The sequence below is a fragment of the Acidovorax sp. FG42 genome (assembly GCF_057809195.1).
On record NZ_JBMDJM010000016.1, the window covers coordinates 1 to 22,604 of the forward strand.

The 22,604-nt window shown below is 65.9% G+C and carries 21 protein-coding genes; 13 read left to right on the plus strand and 8 right to left on the minus strand.

The window, feature by feature from the left end; translation table 11 throughout:
• The first annotated feature begins 11 nt into the window (after positions 1-11).
• Entirely contained in the window at positions 12-485 is a 474-nt protein-coding gene (locus ACODSM_RS16330; RefSeq protein WP_488806261.1) for a MerR family transcriptional regulator, read from the plus strand.
• Entirely contained in the window at positions 412-813 is a 402-nt protein-coding gene (locus ACODSM_RS16335) for a carboxymuconolactone decarboxylase family protein (RefSeq protein ID WP_488806097.1), read from the plus strand. The genes ACODSM_RS16330 and ACODSM_RS16335 overlap by 74 nt, the downstream gene beginning before the upstream one ends.
• 325 nt (positions 814-1,138) lie before the next feature.
• On the opposite strand, the gene ACODSM_RS16340 is transcribed toward ACODSM_RS16335, so the two are convergent.
• Complete coding sequence (locus ACODSM_RS16340) at positions 1,139-1,726, minus strand: Lcl C-terminal domain-containing protein (protein ID WP_488806099.1); 588 nt, start codon at positions 1,724-1,726, stop codon at positions 1,139-1,141.
• Between the two features lie 128 nt (positions 1,727-1,854).
• On the minus strand, positions 1,855-2,829 hold the full coding sequence (locus ACODSM_RS16345; RefSeq protein WP_488806101.1) for a LysR family transcriptional regulator: 975 nt from the start codon (positions 2,827-2,829) through the stop codon (positions 1,855-1,857).
• A gap of 167 nt (positions 2,830-2,996) precedes the next feature.
• Between ACODSM_RS16345 and ACODSM_RS16350 the strand changes: the two genes are divergently transcribed.
• The 4 genes from ACODSM_RS16350 (at position 2,997) to ACODSM_RS16365 (ending at position 7,390) form a co-directional block, all read left to right on the plus strand.
• On the plus strand, positions 2,997-4,085 hold the full coding sequence (locus ACODSM_RS16350) for a tartrate dehydrogenase (RefSeq protein ID WP_488806103.1): 1,089 nt from the start codon (positions 2,997-2,999) through the stop codon (positions 4,083-4,085).
• Positions 4,086-4,126: 41 nt separating this feature from the next.
• The gene (locus ACODSM_RS16355) at positions 4,127-5,431 is read left to right on the plus strand and encodes a glycerate kinase type-2 family protein (protein WP_488806105.1); all 1,305 of its coding nucleotides are present in this window, start codon (positions 4,127-4,129) and stop codon (positions 5,429-5,431) included.
• Positions 5,432-5,492: 61 nt separating this feature from the next.
• A complete protein-coding gene (locus tag ACODSM_RS16360; protein WP_488806107.1) occupies positions 5,493-6,527 on the plus strand; it encodes a Bug family tripartite tricarboxylate transporter substrate binding protein in 1,035 nt (344 codons plus the stop codon).
• Positions 6,528-6,613: 86 nt separating this feature from the next.
• The gene (locus ACODSM_RS16365; RefSeq protein ID WP_488806108.1) at positions 6,614-7,390 is read left to right on the plus strand and encodes a GNAT family N-acetyltransferase; all 777 of its coding nucleotides are present in this window, start codon (positions 6,614-6,616) and stop codon (positions 7,388-7,390) included.
• 158 nt (positions 7,391-7,548) lie between these two features.
• Here the strand turns inward: ACODSM_RS16365 and ACODSM_RS16370 are convergent, their stop codons facing one another.
• The 3 genes from ACODSM_RS16370 to ACODSM_RS16380 all read right to left on the minus strand — a co-directional run bounded on the left by ACODSM_RS16370 (position 7,549) and on the right by ACODSM_RS16380 (position 10,640).
• Positions 7,549-8,214 (minus strand): methionine ABC transporter permease, encoded by a 666-nt coding sequence (locus tag ACODSM_RS16370; RefSeq protein WP_056067588.1) that lies wholly within the window; start codon positions 8,212-8,214, stop codon positions 7,549-7,551.
• Between the two features lie 15 nt (positions 8,215-8,229).
• Positions 8,230-9,276 (minus strand): methionine ABC transporter ATP-binding protein, encoded by a 1,047-nt coding sequence (locus ACODSM_RS16375; protein ID WP_488806111.1) that lies wholly within the window; start codon positions 9,274-9,276, stop codon positions 8,230-8,232.
• Between the two features lie 155 nt (positions 9,277-9,431).
• Positions 9,432-10,640: an MFS transporter gene (locus ACODSM_RS16380; protein ID WP_488806113.1), complete on the minus strand. Its 1,209-nt coding sequence runs from the start codon at positions 10,638-10,640 to the stop codon at positions 9,432-9,434.
• Positions 10,641-10,826: 186 nt separating this feature from the next.
• On the opposite strand from ACODSM_RS16380, the gene ACODSM_RS16385 reads away from it, so the two are divergent.
• Entirely contained in the window at positions 10,827-11,423 is a 597-nt protein-coding gene (locus ACODSM_RS16385; RefSeq protein ID WP_488806262.1) for a putative pterin-binding protein, read from the plus strand.
• 497 nt (positions 11,424-11,920) lie between these two features.
• On the opposite strand, the gene ACODSM_RS16390 is transcribed toward ACODSM_RS16385, so the two are convergent.
• Complete coding sequence (locus ACODSM_RS16390; protein ID WP_488806115.1) at positions 11,921-13,171, minus strand: MFS transporter; 1,251 nt, start codon at positions 13,169-13,171, stop codon at positions 11,921-11,923.
• Positions 13,172-13,268: 97 nt separating this feature from the next.
• On the opposite strand from ACODSM_RS16390, the gene ACODSM_RS16395 reads away from it, so the two are divergent.
• Together ACODSM_RS16395 and ACODSM_RS16400 are read left to right on the plus strand one after the other, a co-directional pair.
• Positions 13,269-14,213: a LysR family transcriptional regulator gene (locus ACODSM_RS16395; RefSeq protein WP_488806117.1), complete on the plus strand. Its 945-nt coding sequence runs from the start codon at positions 13,269-13,271 to the stop codon at positions 14,211-14,213.
• Positions 14,214-14,324: 111 nt separating this feature from the next.
• Entirely contained in the window at positions 14,325-15,149 is an 825-nt protein-coding gene (locus ACODSM_RS16400) for an HNH endonuclease (RefSeq protein WP_488806118.1), read from the plus strand.
• Between the two features lie 456 nt (positions 15,150-15,605).
• On the opposite strand, the gene yjjJ is transcribed toward ACODSM_RS16400, so the two are convergent.
• On the minus strand, positions 15,606-16,964 hold the full coding sequence (gene yjjJ / locus ACODSM_RS16405) for a type II toxin-antitoxin system HipA family toxin YjjJ (protein WP_488806120.1): 1,359 nt from the start codon (positions 16,962-16,964) through the stop codon (positions 15,606-15,608).
• A 172-nt stretch (positions 16,965-17,136) separates the two neighbouring features.
• On the opposite strand from yjjJ, the gene ACODSM_RS16410 reads away from it, so the two are divergent.
• Both ACODSM_RS16410 and ACODSM_RS16415 read left to right on the plus strand, forming a co-directional pair.
• Positions 17,137-17,718 carry a type IV toxin-antitoxin system AbiEi family antitoxin domain-containing protein gene (locus tag ACODSM_RS16410; RefSeq protein ID WP_488806122.1) on the plus strand — a complete coding sequence of 194 codons (582 nt, stop codon included), beginning with the start codon at positions 17,137-17,139 and terminating at the stop codon, positions 17,716-17,718.
• The gene (locus ACODSM_RS16415; protein WP_488806124.1) at positions 17,715-18,563 is read left to right on the plus strand and encodes a nucleotidyl transferase AbiEii/AbiGii toxin family protein; all 849 of its coding nucleotides are present in this window, start codon (positions 17,715-17,717) and stop codon (positions 18,561-18,563) included. Before ACODSM_RS16410 ends, ACODSM_RS16415 begins: the two co-directional genes overlap by 4 nt.
• 173 nt (positions 18,564-18,736) lie before the next feature.
• On the opposite strand, the gene ACODSM_RS16420 is transcribed toward ACODSM_RS16415, so the two are convergent.
• Positions 18,737-19,666, minus strand: coding sequence for a LysR family transcriptional regulator (locus ACODSM_RS16420; protein WP_168162364.1), 930 nt, complete (start codon positions 19,664-19,666; stop codon positions 18,737-18,739).
• 83 nt (positions 19,667-19,749) lie between these two features.
• Between ACODSM_RS16420 and ACODSM_RS16425 the strand changes: the two genes are divergently transcribed.
• Both ACODSM_RS16425 and ACODSM_RS16430 read left to right on the plus strand, forming a co-directional pair.
• Complete coding sequence (locus ACODSM_RS16425) at positions 19,750-20,766, plus strand: tripartite tricarboxylate transporter substrate binding protein (RefSeq protein WP_488806127.1); 1,017 nt, start codon at positions 19,750-19,752, stop codon at positions 20,764-20,766.
• A 102-nt stretch (positions 20,767-20,868) separates the two neighbouring features.
• Complete coding sequence (locus ACODSM_RS16430) at positions 20,869-22,503, plus strand: FAD-dependent monooxygenase (protein ID WP_488806129.1); 1,635 nt, start codon at positions 20,869-20,871, stop codon at positions 22,501-22,503.
• The last annotated feature ends 101 nt before the right edge of the window (positions 22,504-22,604 follow it).

Here is a 22,604-nt window from a genome sequence, read left to right on the forward strand (position 1 = left end):
ACTCATCCCGATTGCGCTCCAACGCGATCCCCTGCGAGATCGTAAACAGGCTCTTGGCACACACCCTGCGCTATTACGAACGCGCCGGGCTGATTGCGCCAGTAGCCCGCGCACCCGGCGGCCAGCGCCGTTATGCGGCGTCGGACATGGAGTGGATCGGATTCCTGCTGCGCCTGCGCGAGACCCAGATGCCCATCGGGCAGATGCAGGACTTTGCGCGGCTGCGCAGCGAAGGGAACGGCACCGCCCCTGAGCGGCGCCAGTTGCTGGAGCAGCACCTGGCGCAAGTGCTGGCAACGATCACCGCCATGCAGCAAGCCGCGCAGGCCCTGCAAGCCAAGATCGCGCACTACCGGGGCCTGGAAGCTTCCCTTCGACCCACCCCGTCGTCCCCCCACCAAGGAAGCTCCCATGTCCCCCGAAACCCAACCCCGCTATCTCCAGGGCCTCGCCAAGCTGCGCGAAATCGACGGCCACGCGGGTGAGCGTGTCGTCGCCAGCCTGGCCGACACTGACCCCGACTTTGCGCGCTACCTGATCGAGTTTCCGTTTGGCGACATCTACTCGCGCCCCGGACTCGACCTGCGCAGCCGCGAGATTGCCGTCGTCGCTGCGCTGACCGCGCTGGGCAACGCCACACCCCAACTCAAGGTGCATTTGCAGGCCGCGCTGAACGTGGGCGTCACCCGCGAAGAGATCGTGGAGGTGCTGATGCAGATGGCGGTTTACGCGGGCTTTCCCGCTGCACTCAACGGGCTGACTGCCGCGCGCGAGGTGTTCGCAGCGGCCGACGAGCAGCCCATGACTGCATAGAACCTGTTCAAGGTCTTTTTGGAGATTGCATTGGAGTGCAATCGGGATGAGTGGATGCTTCGGGTGCGCCGCATGGGCTCATGCCCATATAAGCAGCCGGGGCGTCCAATCGCCCGATTTCACTCCAACCCTTCGGGCAAGTGCCTTGCCGGGCGGTCTGCGGCGTTGCGGCGCTTGCCAATAGCACGGGCTATTGGCTGCACACCGCGCCTTGCACCCCATCCCGGCAAGGGACTTGTGCAACTCCAAAAAGACCTTGAACAGGTTCTAAACGCCCCACCCTGCGTGGTGCAACTGCCCAGTGCGATCGCCCGGAGACGAAAGGCTATTTGCCCCCACCCACCGGCATCGGCCGCACCAGCCGCACGGGCAGCTTGCTGGCCCGCGCCGCATCGCCGCGCGCCTCGCCGGTGGACAGGTTCACCGCCCAGCCGTTGATCATGGCCGCCTGCCGTGCGCCGTCGCCTGCGCGGCCCTGGGCGATGTTGCCGTAGGTGTACTGGTTGACGCTGGGCGCGCTCACGTTGGCAGTGGACGACCAGTGCCACTGGCCCGGCGCCGCCGGGAACAGGATGGGATTGAGGCCTGGGGGCGACAGCGACTTGTCCACCAGCCGCTGCAACTCGGCCGCGCGCGGAATGCGCCAACCCACGCCCTCGGCCTTCCAGCGTTCAGAGGCCAGGGCCGTGGCCTCGGCGCGGTCCAGCAGCAGGGGCTGGCCGGTGCAAGTCTTGCCGTTCCACTGCATGCCCTCCACACAGCGCGGCCAGGCCAGGCCGGCGCGCTGGTCCAGCACATAGGCACCATCGGCGGACAGGGACCAGTCGGCTACCACCTGTGAATCGGCGGCCTGCGCGGGCCCGGCCAACAGGGCAACCAACAGCGGGGGGATAAGCGGCAACAAGGTTTTCATGGACAAAACAGGGACGATCAAAGCAAGGGAAAAGCAGGCAGGCTGAAGAGCACCAGAGAGACCACAGGAATCAAAACCCGCCTCGCCAACACCCTAACCCGGCAACGGCACCTGCGCCACCCACCAGATCAAGAAACACGCACGGCGCGCCGCTTGCCCGTGCGGCCACCCACGCCCACACCTGCCAGCGTGCCTGACGCGGCCAACGCCTCGGCCAGGAACCCCACAAACGCCTGCACCCGCGTCGAAAACTGGTGCCGCTGCGGGTACACCGCATAGATGTCGGCCGCAGGCGTGTGGTACTGCGGTAGGACGGGCTCCAGCAGGCCCTGGGCCAGATGGCGGTTCACGTCCCACTCGGCGCGCATCACGATGCCGTGGCCCTGCAGCGCCCACAGCACAGCGATCTCTCCGTCGTTGGTGGTGAGGTTGCCGGTGATCTTGATCGACTCGGTGTGCGCCTTGCTGCCACGCCCGGTGGTCAGGCGCCACAGGCCGTAGGCCTCGTCGCCCTGGCGGATACCGATGCACTGGTGCTCCATCAGGTCGCGCGGCACGCGGGGCCTGCCATGCTGCTCGAGGTAGGCGGGTGCGGCGCACAGCACGCGCCGGTTGGGTGCCATGCGGCGGGCAATCACGCGGCCGTCGGGCGGCTCGCCAAAACGCACGCACACGTCGTAAGCGTCGTCGGTGATCGGTGGCGGGTGCACCGACAGCTGCAGCTGCACATCCACCTCGGGGTACTGGCGCACAAAGTCCGAGATCACGGGCGCAATGTGCATGCGGCCAAAACCCAGCGTGGCATTCACGCGCAGCAGGCCCTTGGGGCTGGCCTTGGACTGCACGATGAGTTCGTCCAGCGCATCGATCTCGCGCAGGATGCGGCGCGCGTGCTCCAGCAGCAGCTCGCCCTCGGGCGTGAGGCTCATGCGCCGGGTGGTGCGGTTGATGAGCACCACACCCAAGCGCTTTTCCATCTGCGCCAGGTGTTTGCTCACGGCGGCTGTGGAGACACCCATTTCGCGCCCGGCGGCGCTCAGGCTGGGGCTGGCCGCCAGTGCCGAGAAGAAGCCCAGTTCTGCGGGCTGGATGGTGGAGCTCATCGCCGCATTATCAACTGCAGGTTAACGATGGATTCACTTGAGCGCCATTTTTACAACGAGCGGATGCCTACAGTCGCTCTCACTGTTTTTGTTCCACCCGTTTTTCGCGGCCCGACATCCCTGCAGGCCTTCCCCAACGCTTTCACACACCAAGACCAAAGACCTTCATGAAAACCTACCAAATCGCCACCATCCCCGGAGACGGCATCGGCAAGGAAGTGATTCCCGCCGGCCAGCGCGTGCTCGAAGCCCTGGCCGCACGCCATGCGGGCCTGCAGTTCCAGTTCGAAAACTTCGGCTGGGGCGGCGACTGGTACCGCGCCCACGGTGTGATGATGCCGGCCGACGGGCTCGATGCGCTGCGCGGCAAGGACGCCATCCTGTTCGGCTCAGCCGGCGACCCGGACATCCCAGACCACATCACGCTGTGGGGCCTGCGCCTCAAGATCTGCCAGGGGTTCGATCAGTACGCCAACGTGCGGCCCACGCGCATCTTGCCGGGCATTGATGCGCCCCTGAAGCGCTGCACACCCAAGGACCTGGACTGGGTCATCGTGCGCGAAAACTCCGAGGGCGAATACTCGGGCGTGGGCGGCCGCGTGCACCAGGGCCATCCCATCGAGGCGGCGACCGATGTGTCCATCATGACCCGCGTGGGTGTGGAACGCATCCTGCGCTACGCCTTCCGCCTGGCCCAATCCCGCCCCCGCAAGCTGCTCACCGTCATCACCAAGAGCAACGCGCAGCGCCATGCCATGGTGATGTGGGACGAGATTGCCGCGCAGGTGGCCACCGAGTTCCCCGACGTGAAGTGGGACAAGGAGCTGGTGGACGCCGCCACGGCCCGCATGGTCAACCGCCCCGCCACGCTCGACACCATCGTGGCCACCAACCTGCACGCCGACATCCTCAGCGACCTGGCCGCCGCGCTGGCGGGCAGCCTGGGCATTGCGCCCACCGGCAACATCGACCCCGAGCGCCGCTACCCCAGCATGTTCGAGCCCATCCACGGCTCGGCGTTCGACATCATGGGCAAGGGCTTGGCCAACCCCATCGGCACGTTTTGGTCGGTGGTGATGTTGCTGGAGCACCTGGGCGAGGCCGACGCCGCCCGCGCCGTGATGCAGGCCATCGAACAGGTCACCGCCAACCCCGCCCTGCACACCCGCGACCTGGGCGGCACGGCCACCACGGCGCAGGTGACCGACGCCGTGTGCGCGCTGATCGGCAACACGCAGTTGCAAAAGGCCGCCTGAGCTGCGTGGCCCCAACGCACTGCGCCCTGCCCCACGACCCGATGAGCACGCACATCGACACCCAGGCCCGCCACTGGCTGCGCAGCATGTTCGATGCCGCCATCGCATCCGCGCAACCCGCGATATGTCTGCCGCCGCACCTGCCTGCCCCGCCCCGGGGCCGCACGGTGGTGATCGGCGCGGGCAAGGCATCGGCGCAGATGGCGCAGGTGCTGGAGGCCCACTGGCCCACGCCGCTGTCTGGCGTGGTGGTCACACGCTACGGGCATGCTGCCGCCTGCCAGCACATCCGCGTGCTGGAGGCTGCCCACCCCGTGCCCGATGCGGCGGGCCTGGCCGCCGCCCGGCACGTGCTGGCTGCAGTGGACGGGCTCAGTGCGGAAGACCTGGTGATTGGCCTGTGGTCGGGCGGCGGCTCGGCACTGCTGCCCTTGCCGCTGCCGGGCGTCACGCTGGCCGACAAGCAGGCGCTCAACCAGGCCCTGCTGCGCAGTGGCGCCAGCATTGGCGAGATGAACTGTGTGCGGCGCCACCTCTCAGCCATCAAGGGCGGGCGGCTGGCCCTGGCCTGCAGCCCTGCCCGCGTGGTCAACCTGGTGATGTCCGATGTGCCGGGCGACGACCCGCTGGACGTGGCCTCGGGCCCCACCGTGGCCGACCCGACCACCCGCGCACAGGCGTTGGCCATCTTGCAGCGCTACCGCATTGCGCTGCCGCCCGCCGTGCTGGCCGCACTGGACACTGCCGCCAGCGAAAGCATCAAGCCCGGCGACACCCGGCTGGGCCCCATCACCACCCACGACATTGCTACACCCGACCTGGCCCTGCAGGCAGCCGCCCAGGTGGCGCGCCAGGCGGGCATCGAGCCCACGCTGCTCGGCGACGCGCTGGAGGGCGAAGCCCGCGACATGGGCACCGTGCTGGCCGGTGTCGCCCGCTACGCCGCCAAGGCCCCGTCACCACGGCACCGCGTGCTGCTGAGTGGCGGCGAAAGCACTGTCACCCTGCGCACACCGGCCCCAGGGCAACCCATGCCAACCCCAGGGCGCGGCGGGCGCAATGTGGAATGCCTGCTGTCCCTGGCCCTGTCGCTCAAGGGCTTGCCCGGCGTGTACGCATTGGCCGGGGATACCGACGGTATCGATGGCCTGGAGCCCGCGGCAGGCGCCATCACCACGCCCGACACGCTGGAGCGCGCCGCCGCGCTGGGCCAACACGCCACCGCCGCGCTGGACGCACACGACGCCCACTCCTTTTTTGGCGCGCTGGGCGACGCCGTGGTCACCGGGCCCACGGGCACCAACGTCAACGACTTCCGCGCGATCCTGATCGCAGCCACGGGCTGACGCCATGCACCGACGTCCCTAGCCCAGCAACCACAAGAACCACAACCCAACGGAGACAACCATGCCACGCATTGCAACCCCGCACCACCCACCATCAACGTCGCCCACAACGCCCTCCACACGCCGGCACCACCTGCTGGCGCTGGCAGCCCTGGCTGGCGCTGCCTGTGCCCTTCCCAGCGCACCGGCGCACGCGCAGGCCTGGCCGGCCAAGCCCGTCACCATCGTTGTGCCCTTTGCAGCGGGCGGCACTACCGATGTGCTGGCACGCGCGCTGGGCGAAAAACTGGGCACAGCCCTGGGCCAGCCCGTGATCGTGGAAAACCGGGGCGGCGCGGGCGCCACCATCGGGGCCGACTACGTAGCCAAGGCCCCTGCCGACGGCTACACGCTGCTGATGGGCGCGGTGCACCACACCATTGCAACGAGCGTGTACAAAAAGCTCAACTACGACTTTCAAAAGAGTTTTGCACCCATCACCACCGTGGCGCTGGTGCCCAACGTGCTGGCTGTGAGTGCGGCCACGCCCGCCAAGGACGTGAAGGAACTGGTGGCGCTGATCAAGGCCACGCCCAACAAGTTCTCCTACGGCTCCAACGGCGCGGGCACGGCGCAGCACCTGATCGGCACGCAGTTCGCCACGTCCATCGGCCAGCCCCTGCTGCATGTGCCCTACAAAGGCAGCGGCCCGCTCACCACCGACCTGCTGGGCGGGCAGGTGTCGATGTCGTTCGACACCGTCACCCCCGTGCTGCCGCACATCAAGGCGGGCAAGCTGCGGGCGCTGGCAGTGACCACGGCCAAGCGCTCGTCCACCCTGCCCGACGTGCCCACGCTGCAAGAAAGCGGCTTTGCGGGCTTTGACATCGGCACCTGGTTTGGTGTGCTGGCCCCCGCCCGCACGCCCGCCGATGTGGTGGCGCGGCTGAATACCGAAATGGTCAAGGTCATCCAGTCGCCGGACTTTCAAAAGCGCATGCAGGACATTGGCGCCGAACCCATCGGCAACACCCCGGCGCAGATGGCCGAGCAGATTGCGGCCGACACCGCACGTTTTGCCAAGCTGGTGGCAGACAACAAGATCACCACCGACTGACCGAGTGGCAAAGAGGGGTTGCAAAGAGTTGTCGCACAGGGTGGCTGGCGAGGTGAATGGTCAAGGTGGGTTGGTATAAACCAACGATGACCGACACCGCCCCCATTGCCAACACCGCACCCGCTGCCCTCGTCCGCGCGCTGGAGGAGCGCGCCTTCAACGCCTGGCCTGCGCACCAGACGGTGTTTCACCGGGGCTGGGTGTTCCGGCTGTCGGGCGGCTACACCAAGCGCGCCAACTCGGTCAACGCGCTGGAGCCCGGCGCACCGTTCGACGGCGTGCGCGAGGCGGCGGCTGCGCTCTATGCGCGCCATGGGCTGCCTGCGGTGTTCCGCATCTCACCGCTGGCCCCGGCCGAAGCCGACCAGGAGCTGGCGGACGCGGGCTACCGGCACTTCGACCCCTCGCTGGTCTTGCACCGGCCGCTGGCGCTGGGCTCTGTGCCCCGGCCCGATGGCAGCACCGTCGTCAGCACCTCGCCATCGCCCGTGTGGCTGGAAGGTTTTGCGGCGGCCAACGGCGTGGCGCCGCACCACCGCAACCTGCACCGCAACATTCTCGACACCATCGCCCACCCAGTGGGCTATGCGCTGCAACACAACGCCCAGGGCCATGCCGTGGGTTTTGGCCTGGCGGTGCTGGAGCGCGGCGCCGTGGGCCTGTACGACCTGGCCGTGGCGCCCGAACACCGGGGCAGCGGGCGCGGGCGCGCGCTGGTGCAGGCGCTGCTGCACTGGGGCATGGAGGCCGGGGCGACCAGCGCCTACCTGCAGGTGCGGGCGCAGAACACGCCTGCGCTGCGGCTGTATGAATCGATGGGGTTCAAGACGGCCTACGGCTACCACTACCGGGTGCCGGGCTGAGATTGGCTTCTGCACCTCTGCTACAGGATGCGAGAGAGCCAGGACCAACGCAGAGGCCCACGCAGTGCCTCCACGCGTGGGTTTGAAGCCAAACAGGCCACAAGCGCTAGTGGATCATGCGCCAGAAGCTATTGATTCCATAGCAAACCATTCACCGCTCAACGGTGGCTCAGCTTGCGCACCGCCCAGTCGCCCAGGCTTTGCACGGCCTGCACAAAGAAAATCAGCACCAGCACCACGGCCAGCATGATCTCGGGCAGAAAGCGCTGGTAGCCGTAGCGGATGCCCAGGTCGCCCAGACCGCCGCCGCCAATGGCACCGGCCATGGCCGAGTAGCCGGTGAGGCTCACGAACGTGATGGTCAGGCCCGCAACGATGCCGGGCAGCGCCTCGGGCAGCAGCACCTTCCACACGATCTGGCTGGTGGTGGCTCCCATGGCTTGCGCGGCTTCGACCAGGCCGTGGTCCACCTCGCGCAGCGCGGCCTCGACCAGGCGGGCCACAAACGGGGCAGCGGCAATGGTCAGTGGCACCACGGCTGCGGCCGTGCCGATGGACGAGCCGGTGATGAGCCGCGTGAACGGGATGATGGCCACCAGCAGGATGATGAAAGGCGTGGACCGCACGGCGTTGACCAGCCAGCCCACCAGCTTGTTGACGGGGCCGTTCTCCAGCACACCGCCGTCATCGGTCAGGCGCAGGAACACGCCCAGCGGCACCCCCAGCAAGCCGCCCACCAGGCCGGAGATGCCGACCATGATGAGCGTCTCCCACAGCGACGAGGCAAACAGATCCAGCATGGCTGGCGTGAAGTTGTTGAACATGATGTGTGCTCCCTCTTAACCGGCCACGGCCACTTCTTCCACTTCGACCCCGCCCGCGCGCAGGTGCGCCACGGCGCCGCGCACGCTGTCGGCCTCGCCACTGGCGTACACGGCCAGCGAGCCAAAGGTTTCGTCCTGGATCTCGTCCACCTGCCCGTGCAGGATGCTCATGTCCACGCCAAACTGGCGGATCAGCTGCGACAGGATGGGCTGGTAGGCGCTGTCCCCGGCGTACGACAGGCGCAGCAGTTGCCCAGTCCGCCCCACGCTCAATTGGCCTGCGAGCTTGCGCACATGGTCCAGCACGCTGGCAGGAAGTTCCTGCGGCAGGATCTCGTCGATCAGGCTTTTGGTGATGGCCTGCTGCGGGCGGGTGAACACGTCCAGCACCCGGCCCTGCTCCACGATACGGCCGGCCTCGATCACGGCCACGCGGTCGGCCACCTGCTTGATGACCTGCATCTGGTGCGTGATGAGCACCACCGTGAGGCCCAGCTCGCGGTTGACCTGGCGCAGCAGGTCGAGGATGGAGCGCGTGGTCTCCGGGTCCAGCGCCGAGGTGGCTTCGTCGCTCAGCAGCACCTTGGGGCGGCTGGCCAGCGCACGCGCAATGCCCACACGCTGCTTTTGCCCGCCGCTGATCTGCGCCGGGTAGCGGTCGGCCAGGGCCGACAGGCCCACCAGCTCCAGCAGCGGGTTCACGCGCTCGCGGATGGCGGCCTTGTCCATGCCCGCCAGCTCCAGCGGCAATGCGGCGTTGTCGAACACGGTGCGTGACGACAGCAGGTTGAAGTGCTGGAACACCATGCCGATCTCGCGGCGCGCCTCGCGCAGCTGCGCGTCGTTCAGCTGGGTCAGGTCCTGCCCGCCCACGATGACCTGGCCCGTGGTGGGGCGGTTGAGCAGGTTGATCACCCGCACCAGCGAGCTTTTGCCCGCGCCGCTCTTGCCGATGATGCCGAACACTTCGCCCGGCTGGATGGTGAGGTCGATGCCCTTGAGCGCCTCGACCGGGCCTTGTGAGCCCTGGTAGGTTTGGGTGATACCCCGTAGTTCGATCATGAAACACAAAGGGCCGCCACACGCCGGGCGGCGCGGGTTCGGCCCTAAAAGACACAAAGATAAGGGAATGTACTATTGCAACATAAAGAATCCAACTATCAAAAAATAAAGTAATAAGACATCAAAGTTATTAGCGCGGTGCGGCCAAATCTGGCCTACGCCCCCGCAGGCACCGCCACCCGGCCATTCACCTTGCGCGACACCAGCGTGCCCAGCACCAGCACCCCCAGTGCCGCCACCGAGAACACGGGCGCGATCCAGCCCCGGTCCACACTGGCCGCCACCAACAGCACGCCCAGCGATTGCCCCAGGAACAGCAGGCACGCAAACAGCGTGACGGCCGTGCCCCGGGCCTCGGGCGCCATCTGCGTGGCCTGCACTTGCAGCGTGTTGTGCAGCATGTAAAAGCCCACCCCGGCAAAGAAGCAGCCCAGCACCCCCCAGGCCGCCACCGGCCCCCAGGCCAGCAGCAACAGCCCGGCGGCGATCAGCGATGCGCCCACCAGCGCCAGGCCCCGCTCGCCCAGCAGCGCCAGCCAGCGGCGCGCCAGCAGGCTGTAGATGAGCCCGCCCACGCCATACAGCACCATCACCCCGCCGGCCGCCGAGGCCGACAGCCCAAACCCGTCCACCATGCGCGCAGGCACAAAGGCCAGCGTGCCAAAGGCCAGCGCGCCCTCCACCGCCACCACGGTCAACACCCAGCGCACCCGGGGCATGCGCAGCAGCGCGGCCGTGTTGGCCAGGTAAGCCGACAGCGAAAACGCGGGCGGCACCGCACTGCCAGGGGCGGGGGCTGGCGTGCTGGCCGCCATGGCGCGGGACTGCCGCCACAGCAGGCTGGCAGCCGTCAAAAACAGCAGCGACAGCACCACAAACGCCGCCCGCCAGCCCAGCGCCTCCACCGAAAAGCCGCCAAACCACTGCCCGGCCATCATCCCCGACACCGTGGCCACCATCAGCTGCGCCAGGGTCTCCTGCCGCTGCTCGTACGGCACGTTGTCGCCAATCCACGCCATCGACAGCGGAATGATGCCCGCCGCTGACGCCCCCATGGCCGCACGCGCCGCCACCAGCACCGGCAGCGTGGGCGCCAGCGCCGTCACGCCGCTGAAGAGCGCACAGGCAAACGTGGCGCCAATCACCACGCGCACCTTGCCCAGCCGGTCGCCCAGCGGGCCATAAAACAACTGCAGCACGCCATAAGACACGGCAAACGCCGCAATGACGGCCGAAGCATCGCCCGTGGTGACAGAAAACTCGCGCGCCAGAGACACCAGCATCGGGTCGCACACACGCATGGAGGCCATGCTGCAAAAGGCTGCCAGGCTGATCACCCGCAGCATCGTCGAAGAAGAGGTCATATGACCCGATTGTGGTGCGGCTGGCGTCGGGCCGCTGTCGCCACAAGGCAAGCACCCTGGCGGCAGAAGGTTGGGCACGCTGCACACCGCCTGTTGCGAGCCTGTTGCGATTTATTGCGTGGCAAGCGCGGCTCCAGCACTTACCATCCGCCCCTGATTTCCACCAAGGAGCACCCTCCCATGAGCATGAACAAGCGCAACTTCGTCGCCGCCGGCATGGGCCTGGCAGGCCTGTGGACGGCCACCGGCAGCAGCCACGCCGCCACACAGGCCAAGGGCCCCAGCGGCCCCACACTGCTGACCATCAGCGGTGCCATCACCCAGTCCAACCGCGGCGCGCTGGATGCCACCATCGACCAGATGATGGGCAAACACGGCATCCAGTTTGACAAGGCTTACGCGCTGGACGCCGCCGCCCTAGCGCGCATGCCCGCCATCACCATCAAGCCCACGCTCGAATACGACAGCAAGCCCCACACGCTCAAAGGCCCCCTGCTCACCACCGTGCTGGCTGCCGCCGGTGTGGCCGCTGGCAGCCCCGTGCAACTAGGCCTGCGCGCGGTGGACGGCTACAACGTCAACATCAGCATGGCCGACGCCCAGGCCTACCGCATGATCGTCGCCACCCACGTCGACGGCCAGCCCATGGCCCTGGGCGGCTTGGGCCCCCAGTGGGCCGTGTACGACGCGGACGTGCTGCCCGCCTTCAAGGACAAGCCCGTGAAGGAGCGCTTTGGCCTGTGCCCCTGGGGGCTGTACCACATTGAGGTGAAAAAGGCCTGAGCGGACGCGTGTCATTCCTCACCTGCATCAACTGCCGCGCCAGCGTCCCGCCAGGTACATCTAGGTGCCTCAGATGCGGCCGGTGGGCAGGCGGTAACCCTTCCGCGTCGCGAGATGACCTCAGCCCCAGGGAAGCGGGCTGGGGTCTGCCTCCCTACGTTCTGGAAAGCGCTTCATTTCGCTGGGCGTCGCTGCTGGCCCCTTTGTGGGTGCCGCCTTTGGTGATGATCTGGCTTGAGGCCCCTCCCCCGGCAGTAGCCGCCATACTGGCTCTGTTCATCTTCATCCCCGGGCTGTATGTCATCGCTAACCTGCCACGCTACTCGCGGTGGGCCAAACTGATCGCCTCGCTGGGGTATGTGGCGCTATCTGGCCCCTTGGGTCTGGCTTGCCTGGTTTGGATGGACCGCTTGCTGCAAAAAGCGTAACCCTCGCCTTGCGCGGATTTTGCTCTCTTTTGTATAGCTGCCAGCGCATGATCCACTAGCGCTACCGCCCTATTTCGATCTAAATCGCCCCCAGCGCCGCCCCATGCGCACGGCCAGCGCCGCCAGCGAGCCCGCCGTGGCCAAGCCCACTACCCCCAACCAACCCCACTGCGCCAGCGCCAGGCTGCCCAGCGCCGCCCCGGCCGACATGCCTATAAACATGCCGGTGAACAGCAGCGCATTGAGCCGGCTGCGCGCCGCAGGGTCGATGCCGTAGACGATGGTCTGGTGCGCTACCAGCGTGGCCTGCACGCCAAAGTCAAAGCCGATGGCACTGGCCACAATCAAGCCCAGCTGGGCCTGCGCAGGCAACAGCGGTGCCAGCGCCATCACCGCAAACGACGCAGCGGCAAGGCCTGCGCCATAGCGCGTCACCACCTCGGGCCCACGCTTGTCGGCCAGACGCCCGGCCAGCGGGGCTGCCAATGCGCCCGCCGCCCCGGCCAGACCAAACGCACCCGCCGCCGCAGTGCCCAGGTTGAACTGGCTGTGCAACATCACCGCCAGCGTGGACCAGAACGCGCTGAAGCCCACGGCCAGCAGCCCCTGCGCCCAGGCCGCACGGCGCAGCGCCGCGTGCTGGCGCCACAGCGCCACCATCGAGCCGATCAGCGCGCCATAGCCCATCTGCGTGGTGGGCGCAAAGCGCGGCAGCCCGCGCCACACGGCCACCGTCAGCAGCGCAATGGCCACCGCCGCCGCCACATACACCGTGCGCCAGCCCCACTGCTGCGCCACAAAGCCGCTGACCACGCGCGACAGCAAAATGCCCAGCAGCAGCCCCGTCATCACCGTGCCCACCATGCGCCCGCGCTGCTCGGCCGGGGCCAGCGTGGCGGCGGCGGGCACCACGTCTTGCGCCACCGTGGCTGCCAGGCCTACGGCCAGGCTGGCTGCCAGCAACGCGCCCATGCCGGGTGCCAGGCCGCTCAGCAGCAGCGCCAGCATCAACGCGATGGACTTGATGACGATGATGCGGCGCCGGTCAAACCGGTCGCCCAGCGGCGCCAGCAGCAAGATGCCCAGCGCATACCCCAGCTGCGTGAGCGTGGGCACCAGCCCCACCACGCGGCTGTCGGCCTGCATGTCGGGCCCCAGCACGCCCAGCATGGGCTGGCTGTAATACAGCGACGCCACGCTCAGCCCCGCCGTGGTCGCCAGCAGTAACAAGAGCGGCGCACTCACCGCCCCCTCTGCAGGCGGTGCCACCGGGGCCCGCCCCGCTGCACCACTTGCATGCACGTTTTGAATGGAAGACATCACAACACCATTGGTTAAAAAGGAATGGTGCGATTGTTCTAGCCCGTCGCTGCACTGGGTAGTGGGCTGAATTGCAGATTCGTTATACGCTTTGCGTATGACCAGCACCCAGCCAGCCTTGCAACCCGGCGCCGACCGCATCGAGCTAATGCAGACCTTTGTCCGCATCGTCGAGGCCGGCAGCCTGTCTGCCGCCGCCCAGCAACTGGGCACCAGCCAGCCCACCGTCAGCCGCCGCCTGCAGGCGCTGGAGCGCAGCCTGGGCATCAAGCTGCTGCAGCGATCCACCCATGTGATGAAGCTCACCGAAGACGGCGACCGCTGCTTTGCCCACGCCAAGGCCCTGCTGGAAGACTGGCGCGCCATGGAAGACGACCTGCGCGGCACCGCCGACACCCCGCGCGGCACCCTGCGCGTGCTGGCGCCACACGCCTTTGGGCAAGACCAGTTCATCGCCCCGCTGATGGCCTACCTGCGCCGCTACCCCGAGGTGGACGTGGAATGGATGCTGCACGACCGCCGCCCCAACTTCATCGCCGAAGGCATCGACTGCGCCATCCAGGTCGGCGCAGTGGACGACCCCAGCGTGGTGGCGGTGCGCCTGGCCGAGGTGCCCCGCATCGTGCTGGCCGCCCCTGCCCTGATGGCCGGGCGCCCCACGCCCCAGCATGCGCAAGACCTGCAACCCCTGCCCTGGCTGGCCCTGAGCACCTTCTACCGCCGCGAGGTCACGCTGACGCAAGAGCCCGGCGGCGAAGCCCACACCTTCGGCATCACCCCGCGTTTAGCCACCGACAGCCTGTACGCCCTGCGCAGCGCCGCCCTGGCCGAGCTGGGGGCGTGCATTTCATCGGCGTGGATCGTGGACAACGATGTGAGGCAGGGGAAGCTGCTGCACCTGGTGCCCAACTGGCACGCGGCGCCGCTGCCGGTGTACTTGGTGTACCCGTATGCGCGGTTTTGTCCGGCGCGGCTGCGCTTGTTTTTGGAGGCGATGCGGGGGGCGATGCCGGGGTTGGTGGGGATGCGGGCGGTGGGGTGAGATGAGATTTGCAGCTAGTGGCTACGAGTAGCCAAAAGCAGCTGATCGCAGAGATTGAGTGTACGATTATTCTTGATCTAAACATGGAATGCTCATAGCCTTAGCGTCAACATGCAATCTGTTCAACAAGTCTTCGATCACCCATCATTCAATCATCACAAAATCGCTGCCGTCCAGCGAATGCGTGCAAACGAGAAGAACTTAAAAAATATCTCTCACAACTACACAGAGGAATGGCCAGCGATTAGAAGACCGGGCTGCACACTGCTAATTCTTTCTGTCGAACGTGAAAATAATATTAGAGACATTCACGCTGGAAATATTCTCAACACCACAACTACTACGCCACCTCGTTATCGCTTCTATGTGGATAAGTTCATTCATATCGGCGTCCATGACGCTGCTGTTGTGAGGGACAAAGACTTCTACGGTAAGAAAGGTAGGGGTGGTGGCTCGCGGGACTACGTGGAAAACATTCAAGGCACGAGCCTTCCGAGCGGATCTTCTTCAGAAATCCAACCAGGATCTGACATCCAACGACTGGTTTGGACACGAGTGAACCATCATCTTTTTGCTGATGCTGTTCGCGCTCACTGGGAGAACCGCTGCGCAGTGCATGATCACAAAATGAACGGGTTATTGGTTGCTTCGCACATCCTTCCTTGGAAACCTTCAACTGCTCAGCAGAAAACTGATCCGAACAATGGATTGCTACTATCTGCACCACTCGACGCACTGTTTGATAAGCACCTCATTAGCTTCGACGACAACGGTTTGATACTCATTAACCGAAGATTAGATAACGCCACGATCGAAGCCTTTGGACTGCATAGAGAGATGCAACTGCGGAAAGATAAAATCACGAAAAAGATGCAGAAATACCTAAATGCTCATCGCATCGTATTTAATGAGATGTCGTTGAGACTTTCTGCCTAAAATTTTTCAATCATGTCACATCAGCGAAAAATATTATGCGGAACATGCGGCGCAAACATCAGCACCCCAGAAAATGAAGACCTCGTGATACCAGAATTTTTAAAAACACCTCCGACCTCGGATTACGAACCTGTATCAGAAGTTGATTTCAAAGATGAATTGCCACAAAAATCCGTATCTATTAATCAAAATGAGTAATTTATAATCCCCCCGCCTGCAACGGTTCTATAGTGACTGATCCTCATCCATTCATTTCAAAAATCAAAGAGAAAGAGCGTCACCGCACGCGCGCTCAATTTCATAGCTATTACCGCACATAGATCATGCGCTATAGGCATGTTTCGCATTGAATCCGCTTCCAACGCACGCTCCAGCACTCACGGATTTAGCCGCCCTCAACGCCGTCGCAAACGCCATCGCCGCCTGCTTCTGCTGCGTGCGCCGCCGATATACACCCTAAAGCGCAAGCCGCCCAATACGCTCCGCAGCCACCGTCAAATAGCGCAGCAACTCAGCCTTGCACACGTCAAAACCCGAGCTGAATCCTTCCTCGCCCTCCAACCGGTGCATAAACACCTGCGCCATCACAAGCGCCTCTTTCCAAGCCGCCGCGCTGACCTGCTCCCCCACCGTCAGTTCCAGTGTCCGATCCAGCAAACCTCCCCCAGCCGTGGGTGCAAACGCCATGGGCGTCATGTCATACGCAGGCGCCAGCTCGTAAGGCCTACGCCCCTCTGACAAGCACGACAGATTGCCGCTGTGCATGTCAGTGTTGCCGATCAGGGTGCCAAACGCCCACAGCAGGCAGGCTGTGTCAAAGGCCTGGGGGGTGATGACGCCCTCCTTCAGCAACGCCCTGGCGATCACCGGCCAGTTGCCGCCGCTGCCGACAAACTCGGCGTCCAGCGCGGCGAAGGAGTGCAGCGCCCTTCGTCCGCGCGCCCCCAGCCGGTCAAACCGCTGCACCTCCAGAAATCGTTGGGTGCCGTGCGTCCAGGTCATTGACTGCGCGGCCGCCACGCCATGGTCGCGCAGCACCTGCAGGGCAATGTGTTCGGCCAGCAGCAGGTCGCGCCAGCGGGCGCTGACGGGGGTGTCGAGTTCTGCGGTGAACTTGACCATCACATGCGCGGCAGTGCCATCGGCTTGCTCTGCGTAGGCGGTGAACTTAGGCTGCTCCCCGGCGGCTGACGAGCCCGCCACTTCGCCGCGCGCGGCCAGGTCGGCCAGCTGGGCGTAGGTGGTCAGTTTTTGCGCGGCTGCAATCGGCACGGGGTCGGGCGCGTTGACGAATTGGTCGCGTGCGGTGGGGCCGATGAGCAGGTTGCCGGGCATGTCGTCGCCCTGGTCCAGGATGGCGCGCAGCGCGTGGGTGTCGCTCCAGTCGCCCAGCCGCTCGGGCAGGCCCAGGCGCTGGCCGTGCCGCTGGCAGTACGCCCGCCCCAGGTAGCCCTGCGGGCGCATGTCAAAAATCCCCCACGGCAGGCCGTCGCTGTGCAGCCGGGCCCCGCCCACCTCGACCATCACAAAGCCCTGCGGGCACACCGGCACCAGGGTGCCCAGGGTTTCCAGCGCGCCCCGGGGGGTGACGCGGTACACGGTGGCCTCCAGATCGGCGCGCTGGGGATCGCGGAGCGTGTATTGAATAGATCTTGCAGCGCCAAAAGGCATCACCTCGTTACCCAGCGCGCTGAGTGCCCGGGAGACGGTGGGCTGGCTGACCTGCAGCGCCTGGGCCAGCGCCTGCGCCTTGGCGGGGCCGGGGCGCAGCAGGGGGCGGATGGCGTTGGCGTAGGTCTGGGCGGCGGAGGGCATGCCTTAAGGATACGCCGGTTGAATGGAAAATTGAATAGATAAAAGAATAGATTAAAGAACCTGGATCAAAGCCTAATTTGTTGCGTTTTTTAGTTATTTATTGACAAAAAACTATCCAATACAACAAACTTGCGGCGTGTCATCAGCCCCCCTCACCTCCCAAGAAAACACGGTGCTTGAGCTTGCCCAACGCCAACCCCTGCTCCGCGCGCGCGACCTGGGTGCGCATGGGCTGCCCACGGTACTGCTCACCCGGCTGGTCGCCGCAGGCAAGCTCGACCGCGTGGCACGCGGCATGTACAGCCTGCCGGGCCGGGCGGTCAGCGAACACCGCTCGCTGGCCGAGGTCGCGCTGCGTGTGCCCAAGGGCGTAGTGTGTTTGCTCTCTGCCCTGCGCGTGCATGGCATTGGCACGCAGGCACCGTTTGAGGTGTGGATGGCGATACCACCGAACACGCCCACCCCACGCCCGGGGCAACCGGCGCTGCGTGTGGTGCGCATGTCTGGCGCGGCGCTGACGGAAGGCATCGAACTGGTGGACATTGACGGCGTGCAGGTACCGGTGTTCAACGCCGCCAAGACGGTGGCGGACTGCTTCAAATACCGCAACAAGATTGGGCTGGACGTGGCGCTGGAGGCGCTGCGCGATGGCTGGCAGCAAGGCAAGCTGCCCATGGATGCGCTGTGGCACTACGCCACGATCAACCGCGTGGCCAATGTGATGCGGCCTTATCTGGAAAGCGTGACGGCATGAGCCAGCGCAATGTGGCGGCCTCCGTCCGCGCGCGGCTCAAGCAGCACGCCGATGCTCAGCAGCAGGACTTCAACCTGACGCTGACTCGCTATGGGTTAGAGCGGCTGCTGTACCGGCTGTCGATCTCGCCACACGCTAACCGATATCTGCTCAAAGGCGCCCTGCTGTTCTCGCTGTGGTTTGACCAGCCTCACCGGCCCACGCGCGATGCGGACCTGCTGGGTTTTGGCCCGGACGACGTTGAATCTGCCGTGCTGGCGTTCTGCGAGATATACCAGATCGAGGTGGATGATGGTTTGGCGTTTGACCCGGCCTCGGTCAAGGGCACCACCATTCGCAAAGAGGCGGGGTATGGCGGCGTGCGGGTGGACCTGCTGGCCACACTGGATGGCGCACGCATTGCGCTTCAGGTGGACATTGGCTTTGGCGACGCGGTGACCCCGGCGCCCGAGGCGGTGCACTACCCGGTGCTGCTGCCAGACTTGCCTGCGCCCCAGTTGCGCGCTTATCCCAAGTACACGGTGGTGGCAGAGAAGTTTCATGCGGTGTGCCTGCTGGGCATGGCCAACACGCGCATGAAGGACTACTTTGACCTGTGGGTGCTGCTGACCGAAGGCGTGTTGGACCGGCAAGAACTGCACCGTGCAGTGGCGGCCACGTTTCATCGGCGGCACTTGGCCCTGCCCCATGCTATTCCCTCAGGCCTGAGCGACGCATTTGCACAGGATGCGGCCAAGCAGAAACAGTGGGCCGCCTTTCTGAAAAAGAACCGCCTGCAAGCCTTGGACCTGGCAGAGGTGGTGGAGGTGCTGCGCAGCGAGTTGCAGAAGCTGTTGGCGCTGTGAAGCGACAGGCCGACGAAATGGAAGGGACGGATGGCGCGCGACAACAGTGGGCCAAGCCATATCCGCTCTCATTTCAATAGCTGCTACGGCATGTTGCGCTAGCGCTTGAGGCACATTTCGCATTGAATCGCAGCCCCACAGGTCCCAGCATCATCCAGAGACACTCCACGCCCTCAAGCCGGCAACCGCACCGCCGCCTCCCGCAACGCGTCGGCAAACGCCATCGCGGCCGGTTTTTGCTGCGTGCCCCGGCGGTAGGCCAGGTACAGGTCCAGGTGCACCACCGGCTCGCGCAGCATGGCGACGCCCAGGCCCTGGCGCAGGCATTCTTCCAGTGCGAACGAGGGCACGATGGCGCTGCCACGGCCTGCGCGCACCATGCCGATGAGGGTGCCGATCAGGTTCATGCGAGGGCGCTCCTGGTGGGCCAGGCCCAGGCGCGAGAGCTGCTTTTCGATGACCACCTGGATGGGGTTGCCCGATGGCAGGCTGACCAGGGGCACGTCTTTGAGACGGCTCCAGGGCTGGCTGTCTGACAGCTGGCCGCTGGTGTGCGCCGCATCCGGCGGGCTGATGCGCATGAGGCGGAACTTGCACAAGGGCTGGCGCGACAGCCCCACGGCGGGCTTGACGAAGAAGCCAAAGCCGATGTCGGCCTCGCCGTCGAGCACGCGCTGGCGCACGGTGCCTACCTCTACGTCGCTGAGCTGCACCTGCACACCGGGGTGGCTTTGCGCAAAACCGCGAATCACCTCGGGCAGCAGGCTGGCCGAGATCATGGGCGTGGCCGCCACCAGCAGGCGCGAGCGCACCGCGGCCTCGTTGCCGTCCAGCACGGCGCCCAGGGCGCGCAGCTCGCCCACCACGCGCTCGGCCACGGGCTGCAGGCGGCGCCCGGCGTCGGTCAGCGTGATGGACCGCGTGGTGCGGTCAAACAGGCGGGCGCCCACCTGATCCTCCAGCTCCTTGACGAGCATGCTCATGCCCGAGGGCGACAGGTGCACCTGCTCGGCCGCCTTGGCAAAGCTCTGCAGGCGCGTGACCTCCAGAAAAGCGTGGAGCTGGCGGGTGCTGACATTCATCAGCTTTGATGAAGAATTCATCAGAATTTTCCGTTTGATCAATGTCAAGAGTGTCGTTGTAATTGTCCTGCAACGCCCTTCCAACGACTAGAGAGACAAGCCCCATGCCCCAGCTGCCCACCCTGCGTGCCAACGCGCACCCGCCCTCCCCCCAACGCCGCAGCCTGGTGCTGGGCGCGCTGGCTACCACGGCTGCCGCCGCCACGCCCAGGGCCTGGGCGCAGACGGGTACTGATGCACCGGTGCGGCTGGTGGTGCCGTTCACGCCCGGCACGGGCATTGACCTGATTGCGCGGCAGATTGCGCAGCCATTGTCTGACCGGCTCAAGCGCCCGTTTTTTGTGGAGAACAAGGCGGGGGCGTCCGGGATCATCGGCACACAAGAGGTGGTGCGCGCCACGCCCGATGGCACCACGCTGCTGGTCAGCGTGAACACGCTGGTGATGAACATGGCGCTGTACCCCAAGCAGGGGTTTAACCCGCTAACGGACTTAGCGCCTGTGAGCCAGACGAGCTGGGGGCAGCTGCTGCTGGTGGCGTCGGCCGGGTCCAGGATCGAATCGCTCAAGGACCTGATGGACCGCGCCCGGGCCAAGCCCGGCTCGCTCAACTACGGCTCGCCCGGTGCGGGCACGCCGCACCACCTGGCGATGGAGTTGCTGAAAAACCGGGCCAAGATTTCGCTCACCCACATCAGCTACAGGGGCACCGCCCCGGCCGTGACGGACCTGCTGGGCGGGCAGATCGACGCGATGTTTTTGCCCATCCACGTGGCCTTGCAGCATGTGAAGGCGGGCAAGCTGAAGGCGCTGGCCATCAGCTCGGACACGCCCCACCCGCTGCTGCCCGAGGTGCCGTCGCTGGGCACGCTGAAGCTGGGCGACCTGAACGTGGACATGTGGTACGGCGTGTTTGCCCCCGCCGGCACGCCCCGCGCGATGGTGGACCGGCTGAACGCCGAGCTGCGCGACGTGCTGGCATCGCCTGCCGTGGCCAAGTCGTTCGAGACCCAAGGCATGACGCCCGCCCACAGCTCGCCCGACGCCTTCCAGAAGCTGGTGACGGCCGATGCCAAGCGCTGGGCCGACCTGATCAAGGCCCAGGGCATCACCGCCGAGTAACCACGACCACCCGCACCCAGCGGTGGCCAGTAGCGCGCCGCACTGCACAACACTGCATCGCGGCCAGTGCCAAACCGACCCGTACCGAACAACACCAACAACATGAACCAGCAAGCAACCGTGGCGCCGCAGCAAGACGCCGAAGTGATCATCGTGGGCGGCGGCCCCGTCGGCATGGGCCTAGCAATTGAGCTGGGCCAGCGCGGCGTGAGCGTGATCGTGGTGGAGCGCTATGTGCAGCCCCAGCCCATCCCCAAGGGGCAAAACCTTACGCAGCGCACCATGGAGCACTTTCACTTCTGGGGTGCAGAAAAGCAGCTGCGTGCGGCGCGCACCATCCCGGTCGAATACGGCATTGGCGGGCTGACCGCACACGGCACGCTGCTGGGGCCCTACAGCTACGACTGGCTGCAGCGCGACCTGGTCAAGCCCTACTACTTCACGGCCAACGAGCGGCTGCCGCAGTACGCCACCGAGGCCGTGCTGCGCCAGCGCGTGGCGCAGCTGCCATCGGTGCAGACGCTCTATGGCTGGGAGACTAGCACCGTGGCGCAGGATGACGCGGGCGTGTCCGTCACCATCCAGCAGCGTGGCGATGGCAAGGCCCAGCGCGTGCTGCGCGGCGCCTATGTGGTGGGATCGGACGGCGCCCGGTCGGTGGTGCGCGAGCAGGCGGGCATCACCCACTCCCGCACCGACCACGACCGCATGATGGTATTGCTGGTGTTCAAGTCCAAAGGCCTGCACCAGCTGCTGGAGCGCTACCCCGGCAAGTCTTATTACAACGTGCTGCAGCCCGAGCTGAAGGGCTACTGGAAGTTTCTGGGCCGGGTGGATCTGGGCAGCACTTGGTTCTTTCACGCCCCGGTGCCGCCGGGCACCACCAAAGACAACTTTGACTTTGCGGCCTACCTGCACGAGGCGGTGGGCGCGGAGTTTGAGGTGGAGTTTGAGCACATCGGCTTTTGGGACCTGCGCTTCATGCTGGCCGACAGCTACCGCAAAGGCCGCGTGTTCATCGCGGGCGATGCCGCGCACAGCCACCCGCCCTACGGCGGCTATGGCGTGAACTCGGGCCTGGAAGACGCGCGCAACCTGGGCTGGAAGCTGGCCGCCGTGCTGCAGGGCTGGGGCGGCGAGCGGCTGCTGGACTCGTACGACGCCGAGCGGCGCCCGGTGTTTGCGTCCACCATCAACGACTTCATTGCGCGGTCCATCGAGACCGACAAGGAATTCTTGGACGCCTATGACCCGGCGCGCGACCAGGCCGCGTTTGAAGCCGCGTGGCAAGCACGCGCCCAAGGGGCCGTGGGCGAAGTGCATGCGTTTGAGCCGCACTACGAGGGCTCGGCCATTGTGTGGGGCAGCGAGGGCCGCACCACCAGCGCCAAGGGCTCGCACCAATTCACGGCGCGGCCGGGCCACCACCTGGCACCCGCCACGCTGCCCAGCGGGCGCAACGTGTTTGAGGAACTGGGCCCGGGCTTTTCGCTGCTGGTGGTGGGCGGCGACGGCGCCCACGCGCCATCGGTGCAGGCCTTTCGCGAGGCGGCGGCGGGCCTGCCGCTGCGGCTGGTGGACTGTGGTGACGGGGGCGAAGGCACCGAGCCCGCGCGCTATGGCGCACCGCTGGTGCTGGTGCGGCCCGACCAGTTTGTGGCCTGGACGGCGCAGGCTGGCGGCCCGTCAGTGACTGCGGAGCAGGCGCGCGAAGTGCTGACGCGGGTGGCGGGGTAGACCGCAGCGCGCGGCTGAAGCGAATCGTGCGGAGGCGCGGTGCAACGCCGCGCAAGGGCGCGCGGAGGGGCGCAAAGGGGGCGCAGGTCCTGCAGCCACCG

What these genes read in the sequence shown, in the direction of transcription:
- ACODSM_RS16335 (WP_488806097.1), top strand. Translation starts at nt 412, where the DNA reads ATGTCCCCCGAAACCCAACCCCGCTATCTCCAGGGCCTCGCCAAGCTG.
- ACODSM_RS16340 (WP_488806099.1), bottom strand. Translation starts at nt 1,726, where the DNA reads ATGAAAACCTTGTTGCCGCTTATCCCCCCGCTGTTGGTTGCCCTGTTG.
- ACODSM_RS16345 (WP_488806101.1), bottom strand. Translation starts at nt 2,829, where the DNA reads ATGAGCTCCACCATCCAGCCCGCAGAACTGGGCTTCTTCTCGGCACTG.
- ACODSM_RS16350 (WP_488806103.1), top strand. Translation starts at nt 2,997, where the DNA reads ATGAAAACCTACCAAATCGCCACCATCCCCGGAGACGGCATCGGCAAG.
- ACODSM_RS16355 (WP_488806105.1), top strand. Translation starts at nt 4,127, where the DNA reads ATGAGCACGCACATCGACACCCAGGCCCGCCACTGGCTGCGCAGCATG.
- ACODSM_RS16360 (WP_488806107.1), top strand. Translation starts at nt 5,493, where the DNA reads ATGCCACGCATTGCAACCCCGCACCACCCACCATCAACGTCGCCCACA.
- ACODSM_RS16365 (WP_488806108.1), top strand. Translation starts at nt 6,614, where the DNA reads ATGACCGACACCGCCCCCATTGCCAACACCGCACCCGCTGCCCTCGTC.
- ACODSM_RS16370 (WP_056067588.1), bottom strand. Translation starts at nt 8,214, where the DNA reads ATGTTCAACAACTTCACGCCAGCCATGCTGGATCTGTTTGCCTCGTCG.
- ACODSM_RS16375 (WP_488806111.1), bottom strand. Translation starts at nt 9,276, where the DNA reads ATGATCGAACTACGGGGTATCACCCAAACCTACCAGGGCTCACAAGGC.
- ACODSM_RS16380 (WP_488806113.1), bottom strand. Translation starts at nt 10,640, where the DNA reads ATGACCTCTTCTTCGACGATGCTGCGGGTGATCAGCCTGGCAGCCTTT.
- ACODSM_RS16385 (WP_488806262.1), top strand. Translation starts at nt 10,827, where the DNA reads ATGAACAAGCGCAACTTCGTCGCCGCCGGCATGGGCCTGGCAGGCCTG.
- ACODSM_RS16390 (WP_488806115.1), bottom strand. Translation starts at nt 13,171, where the DNA reads ATGTCTTCCATTCAAAACGTGCATGCAAGTGGTGCAGCGGGGCGGGCC.
- ACODSM_RS16395 (WP_488806117.1), top strand. Translation starts at nt 13,269, where the DNA reads ATGACCAGCACCCAGCCAGCCTTGCAACCCGGCGCCGACCGCATCGAG.
- ACODSM_RS16400 (WP_488806118.1), top strand. Translation starts at nt 14,325, where the DNA reads ATGCAATCTGTTCAACAAGTCTTCGATCACCCATCATTCAATCATCAC.
- yjjJ (WP_488806120.1), bottom strand. Translation starts at nt 16,964, where the DNA reads ATGCCCTCCGCCGCCCAGACCTACGCCAACGCCATCCGCCCCCTGCTG.
- ACODSM_RS16415 (WP_488806124.1), top strand. Translation starts at nt 17,715, where the DNA reads ATGAGCCAGCGCAATGTGGCGGCCTCCGTCCGCGCGCGGCTCAAGCAG.
- ACODSM_RS16420 (WP_168162364.1), bottom strand. Translation starts at nt 19,666, where the DNA reads ATGAATTCTTCATCAAAGCTGATGAATGTCAGCACCCGCCAGCTCCAC.
- ACODSM_RS16425 (WP_488806127.1), top strand. Translation starts at nt 19,750, where the DNA reads ATGCCCCAGCTGCCCACCCTGCGTGCCAACGCGCACCCGCCCTCCCCC.
- ACODSM_RS16430 (WP_488806129.1), top strand. Translation starts at nt 20,869, where the DNA reads ATGAACCAGCAAGCAACCGTGGCGCCGCAGCAAGACGCCGAAGTGATC.